This is a genomic window from Fibrobacter sp. UWH5, from assembly GCF_900142505.1.
Classification (GTDB): domain Bacteria; phylum Fibrobacterota; class Fibrobacteria; order Fibrobacterales; family Fibrobacteraceae; genus Fibrobacter.
Window position 1 is genome coordinate 260,725 of the sequence record NZ_FRBB01000001.1, and the last position, 23,074, is coordinate 283,798.

Genomic DNA, 23,074 nt, shown 5'->3' on the forward strand with positions numbered 1-23,074 from the left:
TTGGAGCGTGTATGCGTTGTTTAGTTACCGGTGGTGCTGGATTTTTGGGTAGCCATCTCTGTGAACGTCTTCTGAATGATGGTCACGAGGTTATTTGTCTTGATAATTATTTCACTGGCCGAATGGCTAATGTGGCCCACCTCCGCGACAACAGGTGCTTCGAGCTGATCCGTCACGATGTAACGGAACCGATTCTTCTTGAAGTGGATCGTATTTTTAACTTGGCATGCCCTGCCAGCCCTGTGCATTACCAGTATAATCCGGTAAAGACCATCAAGACCAGCGTCATGGGTGCGATCAATATGCTGGGACTTGCCAAGCGTGTGAAAGCCCGCATTCTTCAGGCCAGCACCAGCGAAGTTTATGGCGACCCTGCTGTGCATCCGCAAACAGAAGACTATTGGGGAAACGTGAACCCCATCGGTATCCGTAGCTGTTACGACGAAGGCAAGCGTGTTGCCGAAACTCTCTTTATGGATTATCACCGTCAGAACAATGTGGATATCCGCATCGTTCGAATTTTCAATACTTACGGCCCTCGCATGCTTCCTAATGATGGTCGCGTCGTTAGCAACTTTATTGTGCAGGCCTTGAAGGGCGATGATATTACCATTTATGGTGATGGGTCCCAGACCCGTAGCTTCTGCTATGTAGACGACCTTATTGAAGGCTTTGTCCGCATGATGAGCCAGGACAAGATTATCGGACCGGTAAATATCGGCAATCCCGGTGAATTTACCATGCTGGAACTTGCAAGGGAAGTTCTGGACTTGACCGGTTCCAAGAGCAAGATTGTCTTCCAGCCGCTGCCGGGTGACGATCCCAAGATGCGCAGACCTAACATTGACCTGGCCAAGAGTGCCCTGGGTTGGGAACCGACGATTCCCTTGCGTCAGGGGCTTGAAAAGACTATCGTCTATTTTGATGAACTGCTGAAAGAATAAAGCAAACTTTTAAAGGCGAGCGGAAACGCTCGCTTATTTTGTTTTGCAACCGATGGTGCTGCAAATGGGACATTGATCCACTTTGTGTCCCATGGCCTTGCAGTAGGTTCGTCCGAAGAGAATTATTTGCAGATGCTTTCGTTCCCAGGATTCGGGAGGAAAGATTTTCTTTAAGTCTGCTTCAGTACGTTCTACGGAACTTCCGTCGCTTAAGCCCCAGCGGGCGGCCAGTCGATGGATGTGGGTGTCTACAGGAAAGGCCGGTATCTTGAAGGCGTGAATCATCATGACGCTGGCGGTCTTGTGGCCGACGCCAGGGAGGGCTTCTAGTTCTTCAAAGGTCTGCGGGACTTTGCCGTTGTATTTTTCAACGAGAATCTGGGACAGCTTGAAAATGTTCCTGCTTTTATTCTGGTAGAGTCCGCAGGGTTTGATGTATTCCGCAATTTTATCCACGCCGAGGGCTACCATTTTTGCGGGAGTGTCGGCAACTTTGAAGAGCTCTGCGGTCACCAGGTTTACTCGGGCGTCGGTACATTGGGCACTCAAGGCTACCGCGACTAACAAGGTGAAAGGATCGCGGTAGTTTAAGGGAATCGGCGGGTTTGGAAACAACTCGTCCAACTTCTGGTTGATGAATGTGATGCGATCTTTTTTGGTCATGCGTCGCGGGTGAAGTCCTGCTCCATGTTGAAGCTGGGCATTTCATCGTGGGGACGACCAACTTGAACGGCAGGCACTCCAGCGTACGTTGTGTGTGCAGGAACGTCGCTGACCACAACGGCACCCGCACCAATCTTGGCACCGTCGCCAATATGGATGTTTCCCAGAAGCTGTGCATGGGCGCCCAACATGACACCGTTACCAACCTTCGGATGACGGTCGCCGATTTCGTTACCAGTACCGCCTAAGGTGACTCCATGAAGGAAGGAAACGTTGTTGCCGACGACAGCGGTTTCGCCAATGACAATGTTTGTAGCGTGGTCAACAAGAATTCCGTATCCAATGTTTGCTGCAGGATGAATGTCCATGCCGAACTTGCGGCTGATGATGCTCTGCAACATTTTTGCGGGGAAGGTGCGTCCTTCGCTCCACAAAATGTGGGCAGCACGGAATGCCTGTAATCCTTGGAAACCCTTGAAGAACAGCAGCGGTTCCAGATAGCTGGTGCAGGCGGGGTCACGGAGCACGGTGGCGTGCAAATCCTTGGCGGCGCTCATCAGAAGTTCGGGGTACTTGCTGTAAAGCCCGCTGAACATCTTTTCCAGTTCAACTCTGTCGATGACTTCGCCTGCCAGCTGACAGGAAAGGGTGACACCCAACATTTCGCAGAAACTGTTACGACATAGAATTTGTTCGTTCAGCATCAATACAGAGAGGGGCTCCTTCTGTACCAGAATTTCGGCTTCGTCACGAATTGATTTTTCTATGTCTGCAATATTCATTTTTTATCCTTAGAGGGCTCGTCGTCGTCGAGGGTGGGAATAACCTTGTTTTCCTGGCAAAGGTTTTCTTCGCGGATTTTAAAGGTAAAGTCAACCAGATTGTTTTCGAACATTTTCTGGTAAGGCTTCTTCTTCTGCACGCTCTGCAGGGCGCAGGTACAGTAATTTATGCGCTGGATGAGGATGTTGTCGTTACGGGGAGCGCCCTGGGCGAACACGCATTCATGCATGATGGCGTATTCCATGGCGCGGTCGTAACGGTACTTGCACTTGTTTGGCAGATCAGGTTGGGCAGCAACTCTTTCGATTGTTCCCTTGGCAGGAACGTTGTGCATAATGCTGCTAGTGATGAATCCAGCGACAAATACCAGGAAGCATCCTACTAGGAGCAACAGGAACTTCTTGCCGCGGCTAATGTTGTTGTAGCTTCTGCCTACCGCCTCAAAGGCTTGGGTGGCGTGTAACTTGACGTCATCTAAATCTTTGTTTTTTGCCATATTACTCTCTCTTCACCTAATCCAAAACTAAACTTCTATCAGTGTCCAGACCTCGGGCAATGTTCTGTAGTCTTCGTTAAAGTCTAGTCCGTATCCCACGACGAATTCGTTGGCTATCTCGAATCCGACATAATCGGCGTGGAAATCAACAGTTCGACGTTCTTCCTTATTCATAAGAACGCAAGTACGTAACTCTGTAATTCCTGCTTCCTTTAACATGCCTACCAAGGTGAACATGGTGTTGCCTGTATCCAGGATGTCGTCCACAACCAGTACTCGCTTGCCCTTTAGTTCCTGCAAGTCCAGACCACTCACCTTCAGCTTGCCGCTGGATTCCATTCCGGAACCATAGCTAGAAGCCTTGATGAACTTAATCTGATGCTTGGGGTTGGCCATGGCGCGAACCAGGTCCGTGGTGAACATGAACGCTCCGGTGAGAGCCGAAAGGACAATGTCGAATTCAAAGGATCCGCCGACTTCTGTAGCCAGCTCCTTGACGCGGGTCTGGAGCTGCTGTGCAGAAATCATGGGCTTTGCGGACATCTTGTACATTTACACCTCGAAGTTCAGCCAGCTGAACATGGGCTTCAGGGCGGCAAGCTTGCCTTCGGGATTCTTGTTGTATTCCTGGAAGAAGGGGAATACCTTGTTCTCGAGGCTTGTCTTGTCGATGCCCAGACGGAGCCAGTCGGCCACGGTAATGAGGCCGGTGATGTGGCTGACGGACTTCTTATCCAGTTTGACGGAGACTGCATCAATCAGTTCCACCAACTTGGCGTGGAACATACGTCCGGTACCGCCGAAGGAGAAGTGGGTGTTCAATGCAGTAGCTTCTTCAACCAGGTCGTGGATTTCGTCAAAGACCTTCTTGTCGTCGGTTTCCATATAGGAAAGGGCGAGGTGGTGGATCTTGGAGTTGATTTCCAGAGACAGGATCTTGCGCATGGTGTCGGGCAGGGTATGGTCGGGGTCGGCCATGCTGTCGATGGAAAGACCATGGGACAAGGCGAAACTGCTGAAGGATTCCGTAAGACCGGAAAGGTACTTGCGGGTAGAAATCTGGTTGATACGCTTCAGGGAGTCGCTCATGAGGTTGCGCATGCGGACCACATAGGCGGTGGGGTACATTTCCTGGAGCTGTTCGGTTCCCATATTGGGATCTTCTACGAACTTAAGACCGTTCTGTTCGTTTTCGCCATCGGCAACCACCAGGTTGATTCGGCCCAACTGGTCGGTAATGGCAAGAACGGAGGATACTCGGGATTCGCCGACGAACTTGTCGTTGAATTCTGCACGGACCAGAGTCTGACGACGGCGGGAAGCAATCTTTGTCGCAGTGATGCGGGCATCCTTGTTGTCGTAACCGTCTTCCAGGTCCAGGTGGAAGATGGCGGCACGTTCTGCCATTTCCTTGACAACCACGGGAACCTGTTCTTCGGCATAGCGGGTAAAGACTTCGGCACCGTTCCACTTGTGTTCGTTACTGGTGGCGCGGGCGAGGATGCTAATGAACTCGTTACGGATATGGTGGCCGTAGGGCAGGAACGGTTCCAGCAGTTCCATGGCGCGGAGGGCGTAACGCATGTTCTGCACCGGTTCCAGACCTTCGATATCGTTGAAGAACCAACCGCAGCTGGTGAAGCTGAACAGGCAGAACTTCTGGATTTCGAGAAGGCGGATGGCGCGGGCGCACTGTGCTTCGTTGGAGGGGTTCTTTACTGTAGCTTTCAGGAAGGCTTCCACGCGGGATTTGTCTTCGGGAGCGACCAAGGTCTGTACGTAGTTGTTACGTGCGTCCCAGGGGTTTACGTCGGAAATCTTTTCGAATTCGCGGACAAAAACGTCGTCTGCCAGTTTCTTCAGATGGTTGAAGGCGTCGCGGAGAGGACCGCGCCACTTCTGGTTCCAATCGGGGCCACCGCCAGTGCAGCAACCGCAATCGCGGTACCAGCGGCCAACGCCGTGGGCGCAACTCCAGGCGCAACCTTCGCTATGGAAATTCTTCAGAAGGACTTCGTGCTGGGGTGGGAACTTTTCCAGGAACCAACCGTAGTTCACGGGAACCATGTTGTTCTCGGGTGCAAAGTGGTTATAGAGCCAGGCAGCGCACATGTCGCCGAACGGTTCGTGGTGTCCGTAGGATTCGCCATCGGTACCGATGCTTACCAACTGTGCGTCTTTGCGATTTTCATCCCAGGCGCTCTTGATCTTGTTGCCGAAGGTGCCTGCGTCACGGAGCAGGTGTTCGAAACCCACTGCAGAAGAAAGCCAGGGGTTGTAGAAAAATACATCCAGGTAGCCGTCGCACACCAGGTTGCCTTCCTTGTCGCGGGGGTAGATGCGGTAGGGGCGGGTGGTGTCGATATCGGTGTTGGAGCAACCTTGCCATTCTTCGCTGCCCAACTTGCGGAAGCTATCTGCCTGGGTGGGGGAGAGAATGGTGAACTTGATGCCGGCCTTGATGAGGGCCACAACCGTTTCGAAGTTGATGGCTGTTTCTGCCAGCCACATGGCTTCGGGCATACGTCCGAAATGGAACTTAAAGTCTTCGATACCCCATTCAATCTGGGTCTTCTTGTCTTGTTCGGAAGCAAGAGGCATGATGATGTGGTTGTACACCTGGGCGATGGCGTTACCGTGGCCCAAACGTTCAATGCTTCTCTTGTCAGCTTCCTGAATGCGCTTGTAGGTATCGGGAGTGTTGGTGCGGATCCAGCCCATCAGGGTGGGACCCATGTTGAAGCTCATGAAATCGTAGTTGTTGACGATATCTACGATGCGGCCGTTGGGGGAAAGAATACGGCTTGCGGAGTTGGGGCTATAGCACTGACTTGCAATGCGGTCATTCCAGTCGTGGAACGGACGGGCGCTGGGCTGGTTTTCGATGACTCCGGTCCAGGGGTTTTCACGGGGCGGCTGATAAAAGTGGCCGTGGATTGTAAAATACAGAGGATGTTTTTCAGACATAATTACACACCAAAAACGTTTTGGCGAAAGATAGAAATTTGCCATATGCAGCGTGGCTGCGTGGGCGTGTTGTAGGGGCTTTCAGATACGAAAAAACGCAGCGGTTAGGCTGCGTTGATTTGGGGTTCGCTTAAAAGGAATCGCTAATTGTTTTTATTTCAGCTTGATGACTCTGGAAACACTGTATTTTCCGGCAGATGCGCGGAGTACATAGCTTCCATGGGTCAGTGCACTCAGGTCAAAACGATGGCTTCCGGCAACGAGATTGCCTTGGGCAAGAGTTGCAATGCGATGGCCCATCATGTCGAACAGCGCCACCGTTCCTCGGCCTGCCTGGGGAATGTACAAAGACAAAGTTTTTTCTTGAACGGATGCCGTTATGTTGTTTGCGAAAGGTACAGTGTTGCGAATGGAACTGGGGGCGACGATGGCGCCTGCGCTATTGGTGTCTGCAACCACATTGTCCCAGCCCGGCATATTGTCCAAGGCGATTACTCGTTCGTCATCCAGGTTGCGCTTCCACATATCGGCGGGAGTCTTTTCCAGGAAGTTTCCGCTCCATGTCTGACTCCAGGTCATCCAATAGCTCCAATAGGACTTGTCTTCGGCGATGCTGTCGATGTCGGGAATGGCGCCGTTTTCGCTGAGGGCGATCATCTTATTGGTGCCCACTTCATCGATAATCTTGTTCCAGTAATCGGCTGCAGAATAATGGTTGTTCAGCGGGTCGTAAATGTCGACGGCAACGATATCCACGTATTCGTCTCCCGGATACCATTCTCCATTGAGGGCAGAATAGTCGTAACCAAACTTAGGATCGGTATTGATGTTCCAGACCCAGATCAGGTTCCTGTTCTTGTTTACATTAACCATGCGGTTGAATACAAGATGCCACAGCTGAACATAACATTCCGGAGAACCGACGCCCCACCAGAACCAGCCGCCACTTGCTTCGTGAAGAGGACGCCAAAGAACGGCAATACCCTTTTCTTCTAGCTGCTTGAAGTAACCGGAAACAATATCTACATCGGCGACGATGTCCTTGTATACCTCGGAAGTGGGGTCGGCGTCAAGGCATACTGTCTTGGTTGCTTTGCATTCGTTTTTGGTGGAGTCCATATCCGTACATACGGATTCCGTCTTGAATGCCTTGGTGTAGTTGAAACAGGTGTTGTTTTCTGCGGTTCCAGCAACGTCTTCGGTACAGCCTGCATTCTTGAAACCCTGCATCTGGGTGTAGAAAACGGTGTCTTCGCCCACCTTCCAATGCCAGGTGTATGTGGGGATGCCGCCCATGCTCCACAGGTCTTCGGTCATGACCAGATTGTTTTCTGTATAGCCCCGGAACCATCCTTCTTCGTGATGCCCGCCTGCAGCGAAGAGCATGTCAAAACCACCGATAGCAGGATAGTGGCCGGAACGCTTGTAAAATTCGTCGATGTCGGTCTGGCCTTTCCAGGTATCTTCACCATTCAAGAACTTACAGGAGTCTGCAGGAGTGCATTCTGCGGCGGAAAGCAACTTCATGTTGCCGTAATCGTAGTTGAAATTCTGGTCGCTGATCATCATGCCGCTGATAGTCTTCTTCATGAAGTTGTCGCGGAGGAAGGTCTTGACCTTCATGGCGCTTTCGGTGGCGCCGGGAGTTATGGGCAATGCACTAATCTTGAATTCCGGATCAGGAACCCGTTCCACGATAATGTAGTCTACGCCGATGGAGGCATTGCCGACGGTAACCGTATTCTCGCCAGCCTTCATCTTAGAAGTGGCGGATACGACGTAGGCGGAATCGCAGTTGCGGGGTGTGGTCAATTCAGAACCAGCCAGCTCCCCATTGACCATGATTTTGGAGGTGGTCCAGTCGTACTGTTTAATCAGAACCTGGGTGGTCACCTTATAGATGGCAGTTTCGTCAACCTTGATGGAGAACGTCATTCCGTCAGAACCGGGAACCACATACTTGCCACCAGAAAAACTGGCGTCTTCCTTGATGTCGGCGGCTGTTACGCCGGGCTGATCTTCGGCTTCATACTTGGTGGCTGTGGTTGCTGCAAAGCTTGCTGTGGCGAGCCCCATGAAGGCAACGAAAGAGAATGCGCTCTTGATGGCGCTGTTAAAATGTAATCCCATAAACACTCCTTAATTAAACCGCCTTAAATCTATATTTGAAAACCGAATTTTTAAATGGAAGATCGCCTCGAAAAGCTTAAATCGTTGAAAAGTTCGCATCAATTGATGCTTTTTTTTAATAAAGATTGCAGAAAAGGCCGCGTTTTTCGCGGCCTTCGATCGTCTAATTTTACAAGGAATTAGTTATTGGGAAATTTCTTTCCTGTAAGGTCAAAAATTTTGGGTTGATCCTTGTTTTGATCGACCTTGTGGACCTGAACTTTATTTCCCTTGATTATGAGTCTTGTTCCTGCAGATTTAAAGTTCGTTTTGGTCTCTTGCTTACCCTTAAGGCTTGCAATTTCAGACACGTCTGCCAATTCGTACTTGTCCCAACCCGGCATATCTTCCAGGGTGATTACGAAGTCGTTGTTCATGACGGTCTTCCAGGTTTCTGCCGTATTGTCGTTGGCCCAGCCTTCCATGGCGTAGTCACCGTACCAGGGCATGAACCAGCTCCAGTTGGCTCCATCGGCCTTCATTTCGTCGGGGAAGGGAACAGAACCATTTTCACTTAAGGCGATAATCTTCTTGCCGCCGTAAATATCCTTCACGGTTTCAAAACTGCCCACCAGGCTGGAGTGGTTTGCTTCGCGAGGATAGTAATAGTAATCGCGGCCCACAACGTCTACGTATTCGTCGCCAGGGTACCAATCGATGGCGTCCTTGGCTTCGTCGGTGGTCCAGACCCAAATGAGATTATGCAGGTCTTTTTTGTTGACGAAAATATCGAACATCAAACGATAAAGGGCGACGCAGGCTTCGGCACCATCGGTACCCCACCAGAACCACTTACCGGCGGCTTCGTGAAGGGGGCGCCACAATACGGCAACACCGGCTTCCTGTAAAGTGTGAAGGCTGTCGGCAATCATTTCCAGATCGCGGACAATGGCCTTGTATTCGTCGGATTCTGTTTTCCACTTTTTGGTAGTCAGGTCGTAAGCCTTGGTGACGCTGAATGTGGTGAATGGATCGTTTCCGCTGGATTCGGTGTAGAAGGCTTCCACATCCCACATGGGGTCTTTCCAGTGCCAGTTAAATTGAGGGATGCCTCCCTGCTTCCAGACGTACTTTGCCATTTCCAGGGTGGCGTGGGTGTAGCCCTGATGCCACATGCCGTCGGAGCCGCTGCCGCTGGCGTGCAAGAAGTCAAAACCTACCAGCACCACGTTCTTGCCGGAGGCATCTGCGATGTACTTCAATTCAGTCTGAGTTTCGTAAGTCTGAGGCGTGTACTTACCGTCATTTTCGAAGGGACGTTCCGTCATGACGCCGCTAATGACTCGCTTTCCAAAATTTGTCAGCAGGAAGTTATAGAGCTTCTGTGCGCTTTCGGTAGGTTCCGGTGTCACGGGACTTGCGCTCAGACTGAATGGGGCAGCTTCGTATTCGGTAAGCTCGATGTAGTCCAGATTCACCCAGCCCCAGGAATGTACAATACCGATGGTGTTGTCGCCCTTGTTCAGCTTGATTTTTCCTGCACCCTTGATGGTGGAAAACTCGTCGTTCATGCCGAAGGAAATTTGACCTGCGGAGATTCCGTTGATAGTCAAGTTCTGAATTTTGTCAGTCCCGTCGGTAGGGAGCATGTAATTGGCCCACAGGGTGTAATAACCTGTTTCAGGAACGTTCACCTTGAATTCCAAATTGCCCTCTTTCATAGCCACATAAGAGCCTCCAGAAACGCCTGCCTTGGAAACAACTTCAACTTTATGGTCGTCGGCGAGAACGGCGTCTTCGGCTTCTAGGCGAATTGCTGCGGCGTTGGCCGAAACCAGGGCGGCCAATCCAAAAAACGGGGCTTGTTTAAACATGTTCATTCCAAAACTCCATGTATACATATTCTTTTAGAAAAAAACGCCGCGGTGTCCCGCGACGTTTTCCCACACATCAAACTTGATGAATTACTTGATGATGATCGGCTGGGTTGCGGTGATGCCTGCGCCCTTGACGCGTACGATGTACTGACCCTTGGACATGTCGGTCATATCGAATGCGTGGGTGCCTGCAGACAGGGTTCCGCGATAGAGGGTGGCGACGCGCTTGCCGTTCATACCGAACACATCTACGTTAACCAGGCCCGCGGAAGCGGCAGTGAACATGATGCTGTTTCCGTTTACAGACATCTTTGTAGCAGGTGCTGCTGCGGTAGCCTTGATTGCTGTCGTTGCCGGAGTTCCGTCAAAGTAAGTTTCCACCTTGGTAATGGTGGCTTGTTCCGGGGAGAAGGTGTCGAATTCTGTATCGAAGTTGTTGATGACAATTGCGCCGTCGTCAACAACGACATTGTCGATTAGAACTTCGCCGCTGAAGGCATCCGTAGTCATCTTGATAATGACTTGACTGAGGTTGCCTAGATTGCTGGTGATGGGGAAGTCGTCTTCCCAGTAGGCGAACTTGTCGATGGGGAAGGTGCAAGTTGCGGTTTCGCCTGCTGCTACGTCGCAGTAACTGTTGGCATTGTACCAGCCCCATGCGGTATGAGTGTCGCTGGCGTTAGTCTTCAATGCCATGGTGTACTGAAGATCGCTGGTGGAGTTGTTCTTTACGGTAAAGGTAATAGCCTTTGCTGTTCCCAGGTTGGTTGTGAAATTGTATGTCAGGTTTGCTCCTTCAGAAGCGTCGACGCCAGCGTAGGTCACCTTCATCCAGCCGTTCTGTCCACCGGCGGATGCTGCAAAGTCAGAGAGCTTGACCTTGCTGGAATCTAACTTGTAGATGGTGGTTAGTGCTTCTGCGGAATTGGCTAAGCTCCACATCGCGTTCAGGTAGAAACTGTTGCCGGCTTCTTCATGGAGTGTCCAGCCCATGGCGCCAGAGTAGCCGTTTTCAAAGGCGTACTTGTAGGCGTTTGCAATAGTCATCTGGCGAGATCCAGCAGGGTCGCTGCTGAGGTTTCCGCCATTGGTGTTCACCTTAACCCAGTCGGCACCCGGGAGCTCGCCTACCACCATGGGCTTATCCAGCAGATAGTAGCTGTACGGATTGTGGAAGGGGCTTGCGCTGTTGGGATTCCATTCGGGATAGTAGTGAACTTGGTAGAAGTCCAGGGTTCCCTTGGGGTACTTGTTTTCGCCGGCGGCCAGGAGCATGGCGTCGGTATAGTAGTTCTTGCCGCACTTGTCGCTGGTCATAGTGAAGCGGGCGCTACCGTTAGAAACCAGGTTGTTGGGGGCTTCCTTGTGGATGGCGTCGGCAGTCATGTTGATGACGCGCTGGATGTACTTGATGTCCACCAGCTCGGTGCCCCAGCCGTTGCCGAAGTTCTCGGTGCTGGTCATGCCTTCCGGTTCATTGAATACTTCCCAGGCGAGGAGTGCGGGATGATTCTTGTATGTCTTTACCAGCGGAAGCACAGCCTTGTCAATGAAAGCCTGTGTGGCGGCTTCTTCCTTAAGAATCAATTCGTTGGCGGTAAAGTCAAAACGACCGCCCCAACTTGTTGTGCTTTCGTAGTCCTTCTTCATCATGTCGAAGGAAAGAAGGCAGAGGTCTACCACGATGCCGTATTCTTCGGCGATATCCAGAACCATACCGACGTTCTTGATGGTCTGTTCTTCGATGCCTGTGGCGTAATGGGTGGTGGGATCAAAGCTTGGGTCCATGGTGTTGTTGGTGAAAAGCCACCAACGAATGGAGTTACCGCCTGCAGCGCGAAGATCCTTCAAATCCTTACGGACTGCATTTTCGTCGATGGTCATCAGCTTGCCGTTGGCGTCCTTACCAACGTCCTGGCTGAAATTCCACCAGGCGATATTCATGCCGTTGAGAAATACTTCATTGCCGTTGTAGCAGAGCTTGCTCTTGTCGTTTGCGCAAATGCTCATTTTATAACCATCGCCGTTTGCGGCCATGGCTGAAGTTGCGAAAAAGGCGCCGCCCACCAGGGAAAGCGCTAAAGCTTTTTTTAAAATTTTGTTCATAAGTATACTCCAAACAAGCGTCTTCAGAGACGCAAAAATACCAAACAACAGAGTTAATATAATTTATTTTGGTAGTTTAAATCAAAGTGTTTTTTTTTTTTATCAAAACAAAAAATGCTTCGGAATTTTATCCCGAAGCATAAACTTTTACCTTTGTAGAAAAAGGGATTACTGTGCGCCACCGATAATGGCTGCGTCCATGAACTGTCCTTCCTGGACTTCAACTGTGGCGGGTTTGTTGAAATCGCTCAAAGCTGTTCCGTCGTCTGCGACAACATCGTCGTAGAAAATCGTTCCGTTTACACCCGGGGTGGAAATTTCCAGGAGGATTGTGGAAACGTCTGCGAGATAGGCTGTCAGTTCTTCACCTTCAAGAACGGTCTGGTTTGCGGCTGTTGTTGCAAGATCAATTTCACAGGCTTCCTTGGCGCCGCCGTTAATCCAGCAGCCGTCGGGCTGAGCCCATTTCCACTTGGAGTCCATGAAGGCGATGGTGAACCACAGACCGTCTCCGTTATTGGAATTGTCAACATTGAATGTGAGCTTGGTTGCCTTGGACAGGTCGACGACGGAACCTCCGTGGAGGACTACGTTGCCGCGAACGGTGTCTTCTGGAGAACTTGCTGTCATGACAACCTGCAAGTATCCATTGGTGGCGATGTCTTCAGGAAGCACGAGGGGTGCCTTTTCAACGGCGGTATCCAGGTCTGCAAGGGCGTATCCGACGACGCATGCTGCTGCAGGAGCGTTGCTGATGGTGTAATTGTCCCAACCGGGCATGTCTTCCAGGGCGAATACGCAAGGATCTGCCAGGTTTGCTGCCCAGACGGTGTTCTTGGTCTTGCTGACGTACTTGCCGTCCCAGCTTTCATACCAAGGCATGTTCCAGCTCCAGACGGCGTTGTCGGCGTGCATCAGGGATGCGTCAGGGATAGGACCATTTTCAGAGAGTGCGATGATCTTGTCGCCATGAATAGTCTTCATGTTGCTGAATACAGCTGCGTTGCTCTGATAGTCATAGGACTTGTTGTAGATGTCTACGGAGAACACGTCGTAATAGGCACTACCCGGATCCCACGTTGCATCGCTGAAGATTGTCTTTTCTGCATTCCACACCCATACCAGGTTCTTTACACCGTTGACCTTGACCATGCGGTCATATACAAGGCGGTAAAGGGCTGCGTATTCTGCGCCCTGGTGCATCTTGTCGGTGGCGCTCCACCAGAACCAGGCTCCACCGGATTCATGAAGGGGACGGAAGATTGCAGCTACGCCCTGTTCCTGAAGCTGGAGGAAGTATTCAGAAATTTCATCAATGTCGGCGACAATCTGCTGGTAGGCTTCGGATGTTTCATCCCATTCGGTGGTTCCTGCCTTAAAACCTGCAGCGTAGTCAAAAGTGGTAAATTCGCTGGCGTTACCCTTCTTGGTGTAGAAGGCGTCGATAGCGTGGCTGGGGTCCTTCCAGTGCCAGGAGAAGGCCGGAATACCGCCCTGCTTCCAAAGGTCCGCTGCTGCTTCCACAGCCATCTTTGTATAACTCTTGTACCATGCATCTCCGGCATTGACACCGTTTGCGAACAGGAAGTCAAAACCCACCAGCGCGGGATATTTGCCTGCGGCTTCGTATACGGCCTTGACGTCGATCATTTCCTTGACGGTGGCTGTGTTGACGTCACCGGTCTGAACACCGGAAACTGTACGAGAACCGAAGTTGGTGGCGAGGAAGTTGTAAAGCTTCTGGGCGCTAGCAGTAGCTCCTTCTGTAACCGGAGCGTAGCTGAAGGTTCCGGGCACGTTGGTAATCGGAGTGTTGTTTCCTTCGTTTCCGTTGTCAGATACTGCAGTGGTATCGATGGTCGTGTTAGATGTGTCGGTAGGAGTGCCAGAAGGTGTGCCGGTGCTGTCGCTAGGTGTGGCGGCGGGATCATCTCCCACAACGGTAGTCTGTTCTTCAGGACCGCTGCTAGAATCGTCTGAGCATGCTGTTGTCAGAATAGCTGCAGTTGCAGCCAAGCCAAATGCCAAGAGGGATTTCTTGATATTCATAAACACTCCATACAAAAAGATTTACTTGACTAAAATTATATTCCTGAGAGGAGAGAATTCTTTTTTTGATGTTCTATGTTGTAATAACGTTGAATGGAACACAACAAACTTTTTAATGAAAAAAATGGCGTTTTCTTTCGAAAAAAGCCATTTTCTTTAAGTGTGTTGCGAAATAGAAAAGCTATTTCTCAATAAAGTTGAAGCCGAACTCAAAAGTGCGGGATTCGCCCGGAGGAATCACGATGAGACCGCGGTGATGGTTCAGGGCATCCGGTTCCGTGGTCATGGGCTCGATGGCGATGCTCATGCGGTCGGGGGGAGTGTACATCTGGATGGCGTTATACTGTTCGATACCGGCGCGCTGCCAGATGTCCAGCAGGTACTTCTCGCTTTCCAGCAAAACGTGTGCGTTGTTGATGAAATCTGCATCGGCGGGAGTCTGGGCGAATTCCTTGCCCAGGCAGAAACAGTCATTGATGAATTCATCGGAAATCTTGCGAGACGGGACGAAACGGGTGTCTTCCTTGAAGTTGCCGGTGGGGAGGTCTGCGGAATCCAGCACGGCCAGATTTGTCACAGGCATGGAGAGGGTTAGTTCGTCAATCTTTTCGCCCAGGCTGAAGTAGGGGTGCCAACCTTCGGAATAGGGCATGTCCTTCTGGCCCAGGTTTTCGACCTTGGAGTAGATGGTCACCTTTTCACCTGTGTAGATGATGGTGTTGGTGGCGCGGAAGGGGAAGGGGAAGCCGGCGTAGGCGCCAGACCAGTCGCAAGTGAATACTGCTGTGCAGCAGTCGTTATCGCTTTCAAAACTCTGGAAAGTCCATTCCCTGTTCTGCAAGAAACCATGAAGGGCGTGGGGAGCCCAGCTAACGTTGTTTTCCAGCTGGTATTCGTTGCCGTTCCAGTTGAATTTGGCAAAACCGGTTCTTCCCGGGAAGGGGGCCAGTCGGCAGCCGGCGTTGGTATCAGGGCCCACCTGGTGGATGGTGGAACCGTCGCGGTAACCGAACAATAGATCAAGCAGTTCGCCGTGTTTTTCATTTACGGGTACGCGCCAGGCGTTAAGGCCTCCACCGTAGCCGCTAAGGATTTCGAATTCTGCACCGTCATCGCGCTGCAATACATAACACTGGACAGTACCCAGGGGGCGAGAAATAATCTTGAACTGACTCATATGTAGGGAATCTAGATAATAAAATCAGCATTCCAATAGTGAATATAGCCGAGTAATAAAAATGTATTAGTCTTGCCAATTTGTGGAAGTTTTTTGTAAGCATGATTTGCCGTAAATCACAGTTAACACAATTCCGTCAATGGTCCATTTTGTTGTATTGGACAGAGAAAAATGAATTTCTATTTTTCACACCATGGAAAAACAGACTATTGTAGCCCCGATGACCCCCAACGGCGTAAGTGCCGTGGCTGCCATTCGTGTCAGCGGCCCCCAGGTGAAATCCGTGGTGAAGACCCTCTTTGGTGAAAAGGCCGTGGCTGGGCTTAAATCCCACATGGCAAAACTGGGTACAGCCAAGTGGCCAGCTTCTGTTGAAGGTGGATGCCGTGCCGGGGCTGTGATTGATAGTCTGCTGTACTTGTATTTTGAAGGTCCCAATTCTTATACTGGCGAAGATGTCCTGGAACTTTACCCCCATGGCAATCCCCTAATTGTCCGTGACCTGCTTCAGGCTTGCCGAATGGTAGAGGGGGTGCGCCTGGCTGAACCGGGTGAATATACCCGTCGAGCTTTTTTGAACGGGAAGATGGACTTGACCCAGGCGGAGTCTGTGGCTGACGTGATTCACAGCGCAAACCGTTCCGAATTGGAAAACGCCCACCGTTTGCTGGGAGGCGCCCTTTCTAAAAAGGTTTCTGCCCTCACCGAGCAGGTGAAGGATATTTCTGCCCGCATGGAACTGGATGTGGATTTCGCCGAAGAAGAGGCGGATCCGGATTACGCTGGCTGGGAAACCCGCTTTGTGGCCATTCGCCAGTCGGTTCAGGGAATTCTGGATAGTTTCCGCGGCAAGGCTGAAGTGGGCCGCTTGCCTCTGGTGGTCTTGTATGGAGCCCCTAATGCAGGTAAGTCCAGCTTGGTAAATGCATTGCTAGGTGAAGACCGTATTCTTGTCAGTGACATTGCGGGAACCACCCGCGACTTCGTGGAAGTCCGTCTGTTCCTGGATGGTGGCGAAATCCGTCTGGTGGATACCGCTGGCCTTGCCGAAAAGGCTGCCGACGCTCTGGATGCCTTAAGCATGGAAAAGAGTAAGCAAATTTTGGCTGAAGCGGATATGAAAATCTTGTTAGTTGATGGAACAACTAGCGTCATCCTGAACCCCGAAGGGGTGAAGGATCCAGTAGGCATGAATGTTCATCCGGATCTTGTTCTGCAAACGAAGGCTGACCTTTCTAGGGATGTCGCTCTGAACTCGGTTCAGGGGCAACTTGCCATATCTTCAAAAACAGGCGCAGGTCTCGCTGAACTTAAATCCGCTCTCAACGCCCGCCTTTTCAAGAATCGCGAAAATTCCGAAGACCTCTGGATTACAAGCGAACGCGAAAAGGCCTGCCTCGAAGAAGCTCTTGCCGGCATCGATCGCGTGCTTCTACAGTTGCGTTCCAATCCCGCAGTAGAACTGCTGGCCTTTGAAATGCAAATCGTTCGCCGCGCCCTCCAGAGCATTACCGGCGAAATCTCATCTGAAGACGTTTTACAATCCATCTTTGCGGGGTTCTGCATTGGGAAATAGTTATATCGGCGCGCTGCTCGCCATTTTCATATTTGGCTCCTACATGGTGCCGCTGAAGAAATGGTCTTCCTATTCTTCCTGGTCCTTCCTTTCCATGATGACCACGGGGGCGTTAATTTGTTCCCTGGTGATTGCCTTTGTGACAGGATCTTTCAACTTGAACCCCATGGGCCTGCTTTGCGGTCTTTTGTGGGTGGCAGGCGGGGCTTTCTGCTTCTGGGCGGTTCAAGCCGAGGCTGACCTTGCTGGAGCAGGTGTCCGTGCCATGGGAGTGAGCATCCTGGCTTCCTTCCTTTCCGGTGTTCTGCTGTTTGGAGAACCTTCCAACTTTGCGTTGTCCATCCCGGCGATTGTATGCTTTCTGGTGGGCCTGTCCCGCTTGACGCCTTCCTCAGGAGGCTCCGTTTTTAAGAACTGGCGTTCTTTTTTGGGCGGTTTTGTTTTCGGTACTTACCTCATACCTTTCAAAATAGCGACTGCCCATGGCCTTCAGCTTTCCGACCTGGAATTTATGTGCCCCCTTTCTATCGGCATCTTTGTGGGAAGCCAGATTCTGGTGGGTATCCTCATGCTCAAACGTAAGAAGGCATTTGATTTCCCGCTGGTGCCAAGCCTCATTTGCGTGGGTACAGGTGCCCTTTGGACTTTTGGCATGCACGGTTGCTTCTGGGCTATCGCTCCTATTGCTGCAGGCGGTTCCTTGGGATATGCCGTTGGCTATCCCTTGACTCAGCTTAATTTGCTGGTGAACCTTTGCTGGGGTGTGATTGTCTTTGGCGAATACAAGACTGCCAAGGAACGCATCAAACTTCTGCTGGCGACATTTGTAATTCTCGCCGGCGCAGTGCTCTTGACCCTTTCCAAGGGGTAATTGAATCTTGGATGTACGCGAAAAAGGCGGTGGAAAACCATTGTTTGAAGCTCTTTCCACTGCCTTTTCTTTATTTTGTGTGTAAAAATCCTACGCGAATTTGGACCGTAGCGGTGAAAATTGCTCCTTTGGGAGCTATTTTTGTATGTGTTTTACCTTATTTTGTGGATAACGTAATAAAAAGGCGGTGGATTTCTCCTGTCTAGGACTCTTTCCACTGCCTTTTTGAGTGAGTACTCTTGAGCGACCTTACTTGACGGCAATCTTCTTTACGGTATTACCTACCTTCACCATATAAACGCCGCTCTTCAGAGTCTGCAGGTTCAGAGTGGCATGGCCTGCAACTGCCGGCTGGTTCATGACTTTGCGGCCCTTCAAGTCTGTCAACTGGATACTAGAAGACTTTGCATTCTGCAGGTTTACAATCAGGGTTCGGCCATTCAGGCTCATGTTGAAGCCTGTTGCGATTTGAGTAACGATTCCGTCCTTTGCGCCTGTTGCTTCTCGAGTCACTTCGTCATAGCGGGTGGCTAGTGCCATCAGGTACCAAGTGCTGTGGGGGAGCCACTGTTCAATCCAACGCCAGTTGTCCCAAGATTTTCCGTTAATGGCGTTGACGTCGTCCCACACGATTCCGCTACCGTCTGTGTTCAATCCGGAAATGCCGTTGGCGATACCGCCTTCGAGGGTGGCGTCGTAATTGGAAGATCCATCATAGATGGCGGGATTCTTCTTTCCCTTCTTGTACATCATGCACACGCCGTAAGGGTTCTTTCCCAAAATCCAGTCCAGCTGATCGGTAGCGTACTTGTTGATTTCTTTTTTGTTCGGGGTGTCTCCTAGAACTTTTGTTGCGTATACGGCTGCGGCAGAAAGGCTGGCCAATCGAGCGTCTTCGCCTTGCCACCAGTAATTACTTTCGTTATCGTGGGGGATAAAGAAGGTGTTCTTGATGGTGTTTTGTGTCTTGGCGGTTTGACGTGCGTAACCGAAGGGATTGCCCACTTCGTTTGTAACGGAGATAAGCCAGTTTAGATGCTTGCTGATAGCGTCTTTAACCACGGGAAGTTCGCGGGAGGCGCAACCGCCACCGGGGCACAAGTCCATTTCGTGTGCTAACTCTGCAAAACGGCATAGCGCGACTAGAGGAAGCCCTGCGTCGCTGGCGTGCCAGAAGGGACGAGTCTTAGCGTCATCGCTCCAGAAGAATCCTTCATCACTGAGTCGGTCAATCAGGTGTTCTGCGCGTTTGAGGGCTTCGTTGTAGTAGTCATGTTTTTCCGATGAAGCACCTGCGCTATATAGTTCCATTGCTGCCAACAGCGCGGTGTAATCGTCGATGATGTTTTCCTTGCCGTCGTCGCAATAGGCGCAGCTTCCGCCAATAGACTGCTTGGACTGCAAATGTTCAAAGCCCTTCTTTGCTGCGGCCAGGTATTGTTCGCTGGTGTAGTCGCCGTTCTTCTTCAGCATAGAGGCTCGGGCAAGGCCTGCAATCGCCATGCCGCCACCTTCGCGGAATGCGGTCTGGTACTTGGAACTTCTTGTGCCTTCGCTTCCGCTAAAGGCGCAGACGCTACGGTCGGCTTGTCCCCAGCTATCGAATACGGTCATGTAGAAGTAGCCTTCTTCGCTCAGCATGCGGACTAGGAAGTCTGCGCCGTAGATGGCTTCATCCACTGCGGTAACGGTAGACGGATTGGCGCTCAATGCGGCGGGCATTTTTTCTGCGGCGAATGCCAAGGCCCACACCGTTAGCGGAATTTGCTGCGGGTTCAAATAGTTTGCATAAGACAGGTGGCTAAGGTACTTACTCACGTCGCCGCTGGCGTCATACCAACCGCCGTGAACGTCCACCTTGGTGCCGCTCCCTTCCAGAGGAACGCTCTTGTCCCAGCCCACGATAGGATCCTTGTCGGCGCGATCCTTGTAGAAGTAATCCATCACGGACTTCAAGGTGTTGGCGGCCAGGGCGTTTTCTGCAACCACGAAATAATCTGATGTAGAAGGGGAGCCCTCGTTGACGCTGACGTAGTATGTGCCTGCTTTAAGGGAATCGCCCAAGTCGATGACATAGTATTTGCCGTTCTTGCTCCAGTTATCCGGATTGACGCCTGCGCCAAAAGTTCCGCCCTTGATGCTGCCGCCCAGCGTTCCATCGGAACCGCCGCCGAACAAAGTCCAGTTGACCCCTTCCAGGTTCTTGTCGCTTTCCACGATAACGGAAACGGGCTGACCTACGTCATAACCCACCTGGTTGTAGTAAAAGGCGTTGTCTGCGTTGGCGATGGAGGCCAGCGCTGCTAAAGTCGATACGGTAAAAATCTTTGTTCTCATGAGATAAAATTTAATTCCGTAGTTCAAGAAGATTAAAAGGGCATGGATGGACATCGGGAGAACAAAGCTAACCTTTTAGATTAATAATTACGCAAAAGTTGCGTTAAAATAAAGATGGGTTGGCCCGTCATAGGCTTGTTGACCTTGATGGATTCTATGGATTGTGTTGAAAATGAGGTGATTTTATGCTTTTGTAATGTCCTGAATACCATCAAAAATAGGGTGTTAGGGTGTTATTAACGCAAAAAATGCGTTTAAAATGCATAAAGTTCTTCTCTAGGTTAGCTGTCCCCTTGTGCGAACCCACCTATTAATCTACCTTTACCCTCATAAGAAATCGGGCCGCAGGCCCTTTAACTTTTACACTTTAACCTTTAACCTATAAGCTACTATGTACTACGAAAGCATTAAGGTTCTCGACTGCACCATCCGCGACGGTGGTCTCGTCAACAAGCACGACTTCTCCCTGGAATTCGTCCGTCGTCTTTACACCCTCCTGTCCGCCGCTGGCGTCGACTACATGGAAATGGGTTACAAGAACTCTCCGGAACTGTTCGACCCCAAGGAATACGGTCCGTGGAAGTTCTGCGATGACGATCTGCTGTGGAAGGTGAAGGACGGCATCGATTCCAAGATGAAGATGGCCGTGATGGCTGACGTGGGCCGCGTGAACATGGACGCTGTGAAGCCCGCTGACCAAAGCCCCTACCAGATGTTCCGCGTTGCTTCTTACGTGAAGAACATCGACAAGGGTATCGAAATGGTGAACGCCTTCAACCAGATGGGTTACGAAACCACTCTGAACATCATGGCTGTTAGCCGTGACCGCGGTCCGGAACTGGATGAAGCTCTGCACCAGGTGAACGAAGAATGTAAGGCTGACGTTCTGTACCTCGTAGACAGCTTCGGCGCCTTCTACCAGGAAGACATCGATAAGGAAATGGCTCGCTACCGTGGCATCGTGAAGAACAAGCAGTTCGGCTTCCATGGTCATAACAACCAGCAGCTGGCTTTCTCTAACACCATTCAGGCTATCATCAACCACGTTGACTTCCTGGACGGTTCCGTTTCCGGTATGGGCCGTGGCGCTGGCAACTGCACCACCGAACTTCTCCTTGGCTTCCTGAAGAACCCCAAGTACGATCTCCGTCCGGTTCTCGATGCTTACCAGGAACTGTTCCTCCCGCTCCAGGCCAAGTACGAATGGGGCTACATCATTCCGCAGATGATCACTGGTATGCTGAACCGTCACCCGCAGGATGCAATCGCCGTCCGCAAGACCGAAGACAAGGACAACTACTCCAAGTTCTACAACCATATGATGAACGACTAAAGAGGTTTTGGTGCGCAGGCAAGTAAACTTGCCTGGATAACAAAACCTTTGGCCGTAGACTCGCAGCCCGCGGGGCAAGAGTCCCACGATTAAGAGCCGAGAGTCGCTTCATAAAAAATCCCGAGTTCCGTTTTCATTCACGGACTCGGGATTTTTTGTTAGAAGGAGTAGATGAATTCTTGATTACTGCAGCTGCCACTGCTTCAGGAATGCCCAGGCAGATTTGCCGTCAGCATAGGAGTGGCCTGCGTTAGGATCGTTGCGGAATACAACCTTCACGCCGTCCATGCAGTTGGAGTATTCCTTCACGGTGACGTTGCCGTCTCGGCTTTCTGTGGGGTTGCCGGTACAGCCATTCTTCTGGCCCCAGAAGGTGAAGTTCTTTTCGGCGCCGAGGAAGTTCAGGCCGTCGCCGCGACCGCTGTCGCCACCCTGATAGACGCAGACGCCATCGCTAGTGCTGCGGTACATGATAATGGGAATGGGGCGAGCCGGGTTGCAGGATGCGCTGTTGACGGTATTCAGGTCCATTGCGGAAGGTGCCACGGCGGCCAGTTCATCGGCCAAGTTGCAAGCCAGATGATTGGTCATGCCACCGCCCATAGAGAAGCCGCTGGCGTACACGCGCTTCTTGTCGATGCAGGCGGATTCGCTGGCCGCCTTGATCATTTCGCGGGTGAACTTTACGTCGTCTGCGGTAGAGCAGCAGGGGCCTACGTTCCAGGCTGCGCTTGCTCCGTCGGGGTACAGGGAGATGACGCCTTCAGGATCAGTCTGAGCCCTCAATTGGGTTCCGCCCATCTGTCCCTGACCATTACCGCCGATACCGTGGAAGTCAATGACCAGAGGGACTGCCTTGTCGCCCTTGTAGGCGCTGGGAACGTGCATGATGAAGGTTCGGGTCTGTCCATCTACGTTTACGCTCATGGTCTGATCGCCGGCCTTTGCAGTCTTGCTGGCGCAATTTACAATCAGTTCGACGCTGGAGCTGGATCTTGCTGTGGAGGCGGAACTCTGGGATGCGGAACTTGCCGGTCCCCAAGTCATAGAAGAAGAGCTAGGCTGCTCCCAAGTCATAGAAGAACTGGATGCTGTCAAGTCCTGCTTTTCCAAGGTAAAGACTTTTCCAGTTTCCTCCTCTTCGGCCATGGTATAGCTGAAAATCTTGTATCCGGTAAGAGAGAATGCCAAGTAGGGCAGAGGGTCGCCAGCCTTCATCAAGGCACCGCGACTTACGATGTAGTTGTCGTTTACGCTATTGCTGGACACCTTCAGAATCATGAATTTCTGACCAGCGAATTTCTGAATGTCGATGGAGGTGTTCTGTGAATTGAACTCCTGCTGCATCATCATCTTGCCAAGAGCGTCCATCATAGAAACCTTGAAGGAATTACCGCTGGGGTTGGCAATGCTCAAGACGTTTCCATTTTTGGCTACGGCAATTTTGTTTTGAATAGAGGCGTCTGCAATTGCAGTCGTTATTTTATCGCCGATGGAAAATCTTCCTTGGGCGTCGCTTGTTGCGGTGTAGCCACCATAGTTGTAGCAGGTGATGTTAACGCCTTCCAGAGGCTCGTTGTCTGTGTTGACCACGGTACCGTCAAGGTTCCACGCGGAAGCTGCAATTGCGGTGACAAGAACGCCACCCAGGGCATGCTTCAAAAACATAAAATCTCCTTTAGAGTTTTATCCCGAACGCACCTTGATTTACAAAACCAAACTCAAGTTAGAATAATTACGCAGAGAATCCCCTGGAAAAAGATGATAAATAAAACTGACATTAAGA

The 23,074-nt window shown here is 51.2% G+C and carries 16 protein-coding genes; 4 read left to right on the plus strand and 12 right to left on the minus strand.

Translation table 11 applies throughout. The features are described 5' to 3' along the window. Window positions 1–11: 11 nt before the first annotated feature. On the plus strand, window positions 12–944 hold the full coding sequence (locus tag BUB38_RS01160) for a UDP-glucuronic acid decarboxylase family protein (RefSeq protein WP_073155902.1): 933 nt from the start codon (window positions 12–14) through the stop codon (window positions 942–944). A 33-nt stretch (window positions 945–977) separates the two neighbouring features. Here BUB38_RS01160 and nth read toward each other — a convergent pair whose 3' ends face one another. The 10 genes from nth to BUB38_RS01210 form a co-directional block, all read right to left on the minus strand. Further along, window positions 978–1,607, minus strand: coding sequence for an endonuclease III (gene nth, locus BUB38_RS01165; protein WP_073155905.1), 630 nt, complete (start codon window positions 1,605–1,607; stop codon window positions 978–980). Further along, window positions 1,604–2,389 carry a serine O-acetyltransferase gene (gene cysE / locus BUB38_RS01170; RefSeq protein ID WP_073155908.1) on the minus strand — a complete coding sequence of 262 codons (786 nt, stop codon included), beginning with the start codon at window positions 2,387–2,389 and terminating at the stop codon, window positions 1,604–1,606. Before cysE ends, nth begins: the two co-directional genes overlap by 4 nt. Continuing rightward, window positions 2,386–2,886 carry a hypothetical protein gene (locus BUB38_RS01175; RefSeq protein WP_073155911.1) on the minus strand — a complete coding sequence of 167 codons (501 nt, stop codon included), beginning with the start codon at window positions 2,884–2,886 and terminating at the stop codon, window positions 2,386–2,388. The genes cysE and BUB38_RS01175 overlap by 4 nt, the downstream gene beginning before the upstream one ends. 27 nt (window positions 2,887–2,913) lie before the next feature. Further along, window positions 2,914–3,438: a hypoxanthine phosphoribosyltransferase gene (gene hpt, locus BUB38_RS01180; RefSeq protein ID WP_073155914.1), complete on the minus strand. Its 525-nt coding sequence runs from the start codon at window positions 3,436–3,438 to the stop codon at window positions 2,914–2,916. Further along, on the minus strand, window positions 3,439–5,853 hold the full coding sequence (locus tag BUB38_RS01185; protein WP_073155917.1) for a DUF3536 domain-containing protein: 2,415 nt from the start codon (window positions 5,851–5,853) through the stop codon (window positions 3,439–3,441). A 153-nt stretch (window positions 5,854–6,006) separates the two neighbouring features. Then, the gene (locus tag BUB38_RS01190) at window positions 6,007–7,983 is read right to left on the minus strand and encodes a glycosyl hydrolase (protein ID WP_073155919.1); all 1,977 of its coding nucleotides are present in this window, start codon (window positions 7,981–7,983) and stop codon (window positions 6,007–6,009) included. Between the two features lie 179 nt (window positions 7,984–8,162). Beyond that, complete coding sequence (locus BUB38_RS01195; protein WP_249505560.1) at window positions 8,163–9,842, minus strand: glycosyl hydrolase; 1,680 nt, start codon at window positions 9,840–9,842, stop codon at window positions 8,163–8,165. A gap of 84 nt (window positions 9,843–9,926) precedes the next feature. After that, a complete protein-coding gene (locus BUB38_RS01200; protein WP_073155922.1) occupies window positions 9,927–11,945 on the minus strand; it encodes a T9SS type A sorting domain-containing protein in 2,019 nt (672 codons plus the stop codon). 168 nt (window positions 11,946–12,113) lie between these two features. Next, entirely contained in the window at window positions 12,114–13,994 is a 1,881-nt protein-coding gene (locus BUB38_RS01205; protein WP_073155925.1) for a glycosyl hydrolase, read from the minus strand. 181 nt (window positions 13,995–14,175) lie between these two features. After that, window positions 14,176–15,171, minus strand: a complete 996-nt coding sequence (locus BUB38_RS01210) for an aldose 1-epimerase (RefSeq protein WP_073155928.1) — start codon at window positions 15,169–15,171, stop codon at window positions 14,176–14,178. Window positions 15,172–15,364: 193 nt separating this feature from the next. On the opposite strand from BUB38_RS01210, the gene mnmE reads away from it, so the two are divergent. After that, complete coding sequence (mnmE, locus tag BUB38_RS01215; protein WP_073155932.1) at window positions 15,365–16,747, plus strand: tRNA uridine-5-carboxymethylaminomethyl(34) synthesis GTPase MnmE; 1,383 nt, start codon at window positions 15,365–15,367, stop codon at window positions 16,745–16,747. Beyond that, window positions 16,737–17,618, plus strand: coding sequence for a GRP family sugar transporter (locus tag BUB38_RS01220; protein ID WP_073155934.1), 882 nt, complete (start codon window positions 16,737–16,739; stop codon window positions 17,616–17,618). The genes mnmE and BUB38_RS01220 overlap by 11 nt, the downstream gene beginning before the upstream one ends. 249 nt (window positions 17,619–17,867) lie before the next feature. On the opposite strand, the gene BUB38_RS01225 is transcribed toward BUB38_RS01220, so the two are convergent. Next, window positions 17,868–19,955, minus strand: coding sequence for a glycoside hydrolase family 9 protein (locus tag BUB38_RS01225; protein WP_249269437.1), 2,088 nt, complete (start codon window positions 19,953–19,955; stop codon window positions 17,868–17,870). A gap of 391 nt (window positions 19,956–20,346) precedes the next feature. On the opposite strand from BUB38_RS01225, the gene BUB38_RS01230 reads away from it, so the two are divergent. Next, window positions 20,347–21,288, plus strand: a complete 942-nt coding sequence (locus tag BUB38_RS01230; RefSeq protein WP_073155937.1) for an aldolase catalytic domain-containing protein — start codon at window positions 20,347–20,349, stop codon at window positions 21,286–21,288. Window positions 21,289–21,471: 183 nt separating this feature from the next. Here BUB38_RS01230 and BUB38_RS01235 read toward each other — a convergent pair whose 3' ends face one another. After that, window positions 21,472–22,956: a PHB depolymerase family esterase gene (locus tag BUB38_RS01235; protein WP_073155939.1), complete on the minus strand. Its 1,485-nt coding sequence runs from the start codon at window positions 22,954–22,956 to the stop codon at window positions 21,472–21,474. Window positions 22,957–23,074: the final 118 nt, after the last annotated feature.

Coding starts and splice junctions, on each gene's coding strand:
- BUB38_RS01190 (WP_073155919.1), bottom strand. CDS start 7,983: ATGGGATTACATTTTAACAGCGCCATCAAGAGCGCATTCTCTTTCGTT.
- BUB38_RS01175 (WP_073155911.1), bottom strand. CDS start 2,886: ATGGCAAAAAACAAAGATTTAGATGACGTCAAGTTACACGCCACCCAA.
- nth (WP_073155905.1), bottom strand. CDS start 1,607: ATGACCAAAAAAGATCGCATCACATTCATCAACCAGAAGTTGGACGAG.
- BUB38_RS01235 (WP_073155939.1), bottom strand. CDS start 22,956: ATGTTTTTGAAGCATGCCCTGGGTGGCGTTCTTGTCACCGCAATTGCA.
- mnmE (WP_073155932.1), top strand. CDS start 15,365: ATGGAAAAACAGACTATTGTAGCCCCGATGACCCCCAACGGCGTAAGT.
- BUB38_RS01210 (WP_073155928.1), bottom strand. CDS start 15,171: ATGAGTCAGTTCAAGATTATTTCTCGCCCCCTGGGTACTGTCCAGTGT.
- BUB38_RS01200 (WP_073155922.1), bottom strand. CDS start 11,945: ATGAACAAAATTTTAAAAAAAGCTTTAGCGCTTTCCCTGGTGGGCGGC.
- BUB38_RS01205 (WP_073155925.1), bottom strand. CDS start 13,994: ATGAATATCAAGAAATCCCTCTTGGCATTTGGCTTGGCTGCAACTGCA.
- BUB38_RS01230 (WP_073155937.1), top strand. CDS start 20,347: ATGTACTACGAAAGCATTAAGGTTCTCGACTGCACCATCCGCGACGGT.
- BUB38_RS01185 (WP_073155917.1), bottom strand. CDS start 5,853: ATGTCTGAAAAACATCCTCTGTATTTTACAATCCACGGCCACTTTTAT.
- cysE (WP_073155908.1), bottom strand. CDS start 2,389: ATGAATATTGCAGACATAGAAAAATCAATTCGTGACGAAGCCGAAATT.
- BUB38_RS01160 (WP_073155902.1), top strand. CDS start 12: ATGCGTTGTTTAGTTACCGGTGGTGCTGGATTTTTGGGTAGCCATCTC.
- BUB38_RS01225 (WP_249269437.1), bottom strand. CDS start 19,955: ATGAGAACAAAGATTTTTACCGTATCGACTTTAGCAGCGCTGGCCTCC.
- hpt (WP_073155914.1), bottom strand. CDS start 3,438: ATGTACAAGATGTCCGCAAAGCCCATGATTTCTGCACAGCAGCTCCAG.
- BUB38_RS01195 (WP_249505560.1), bottom strand. CDS start 9,842: ATGAACATGTTTAAACAAGCCCCGTTTTTTGGATTGGCCGCCCTGGTT.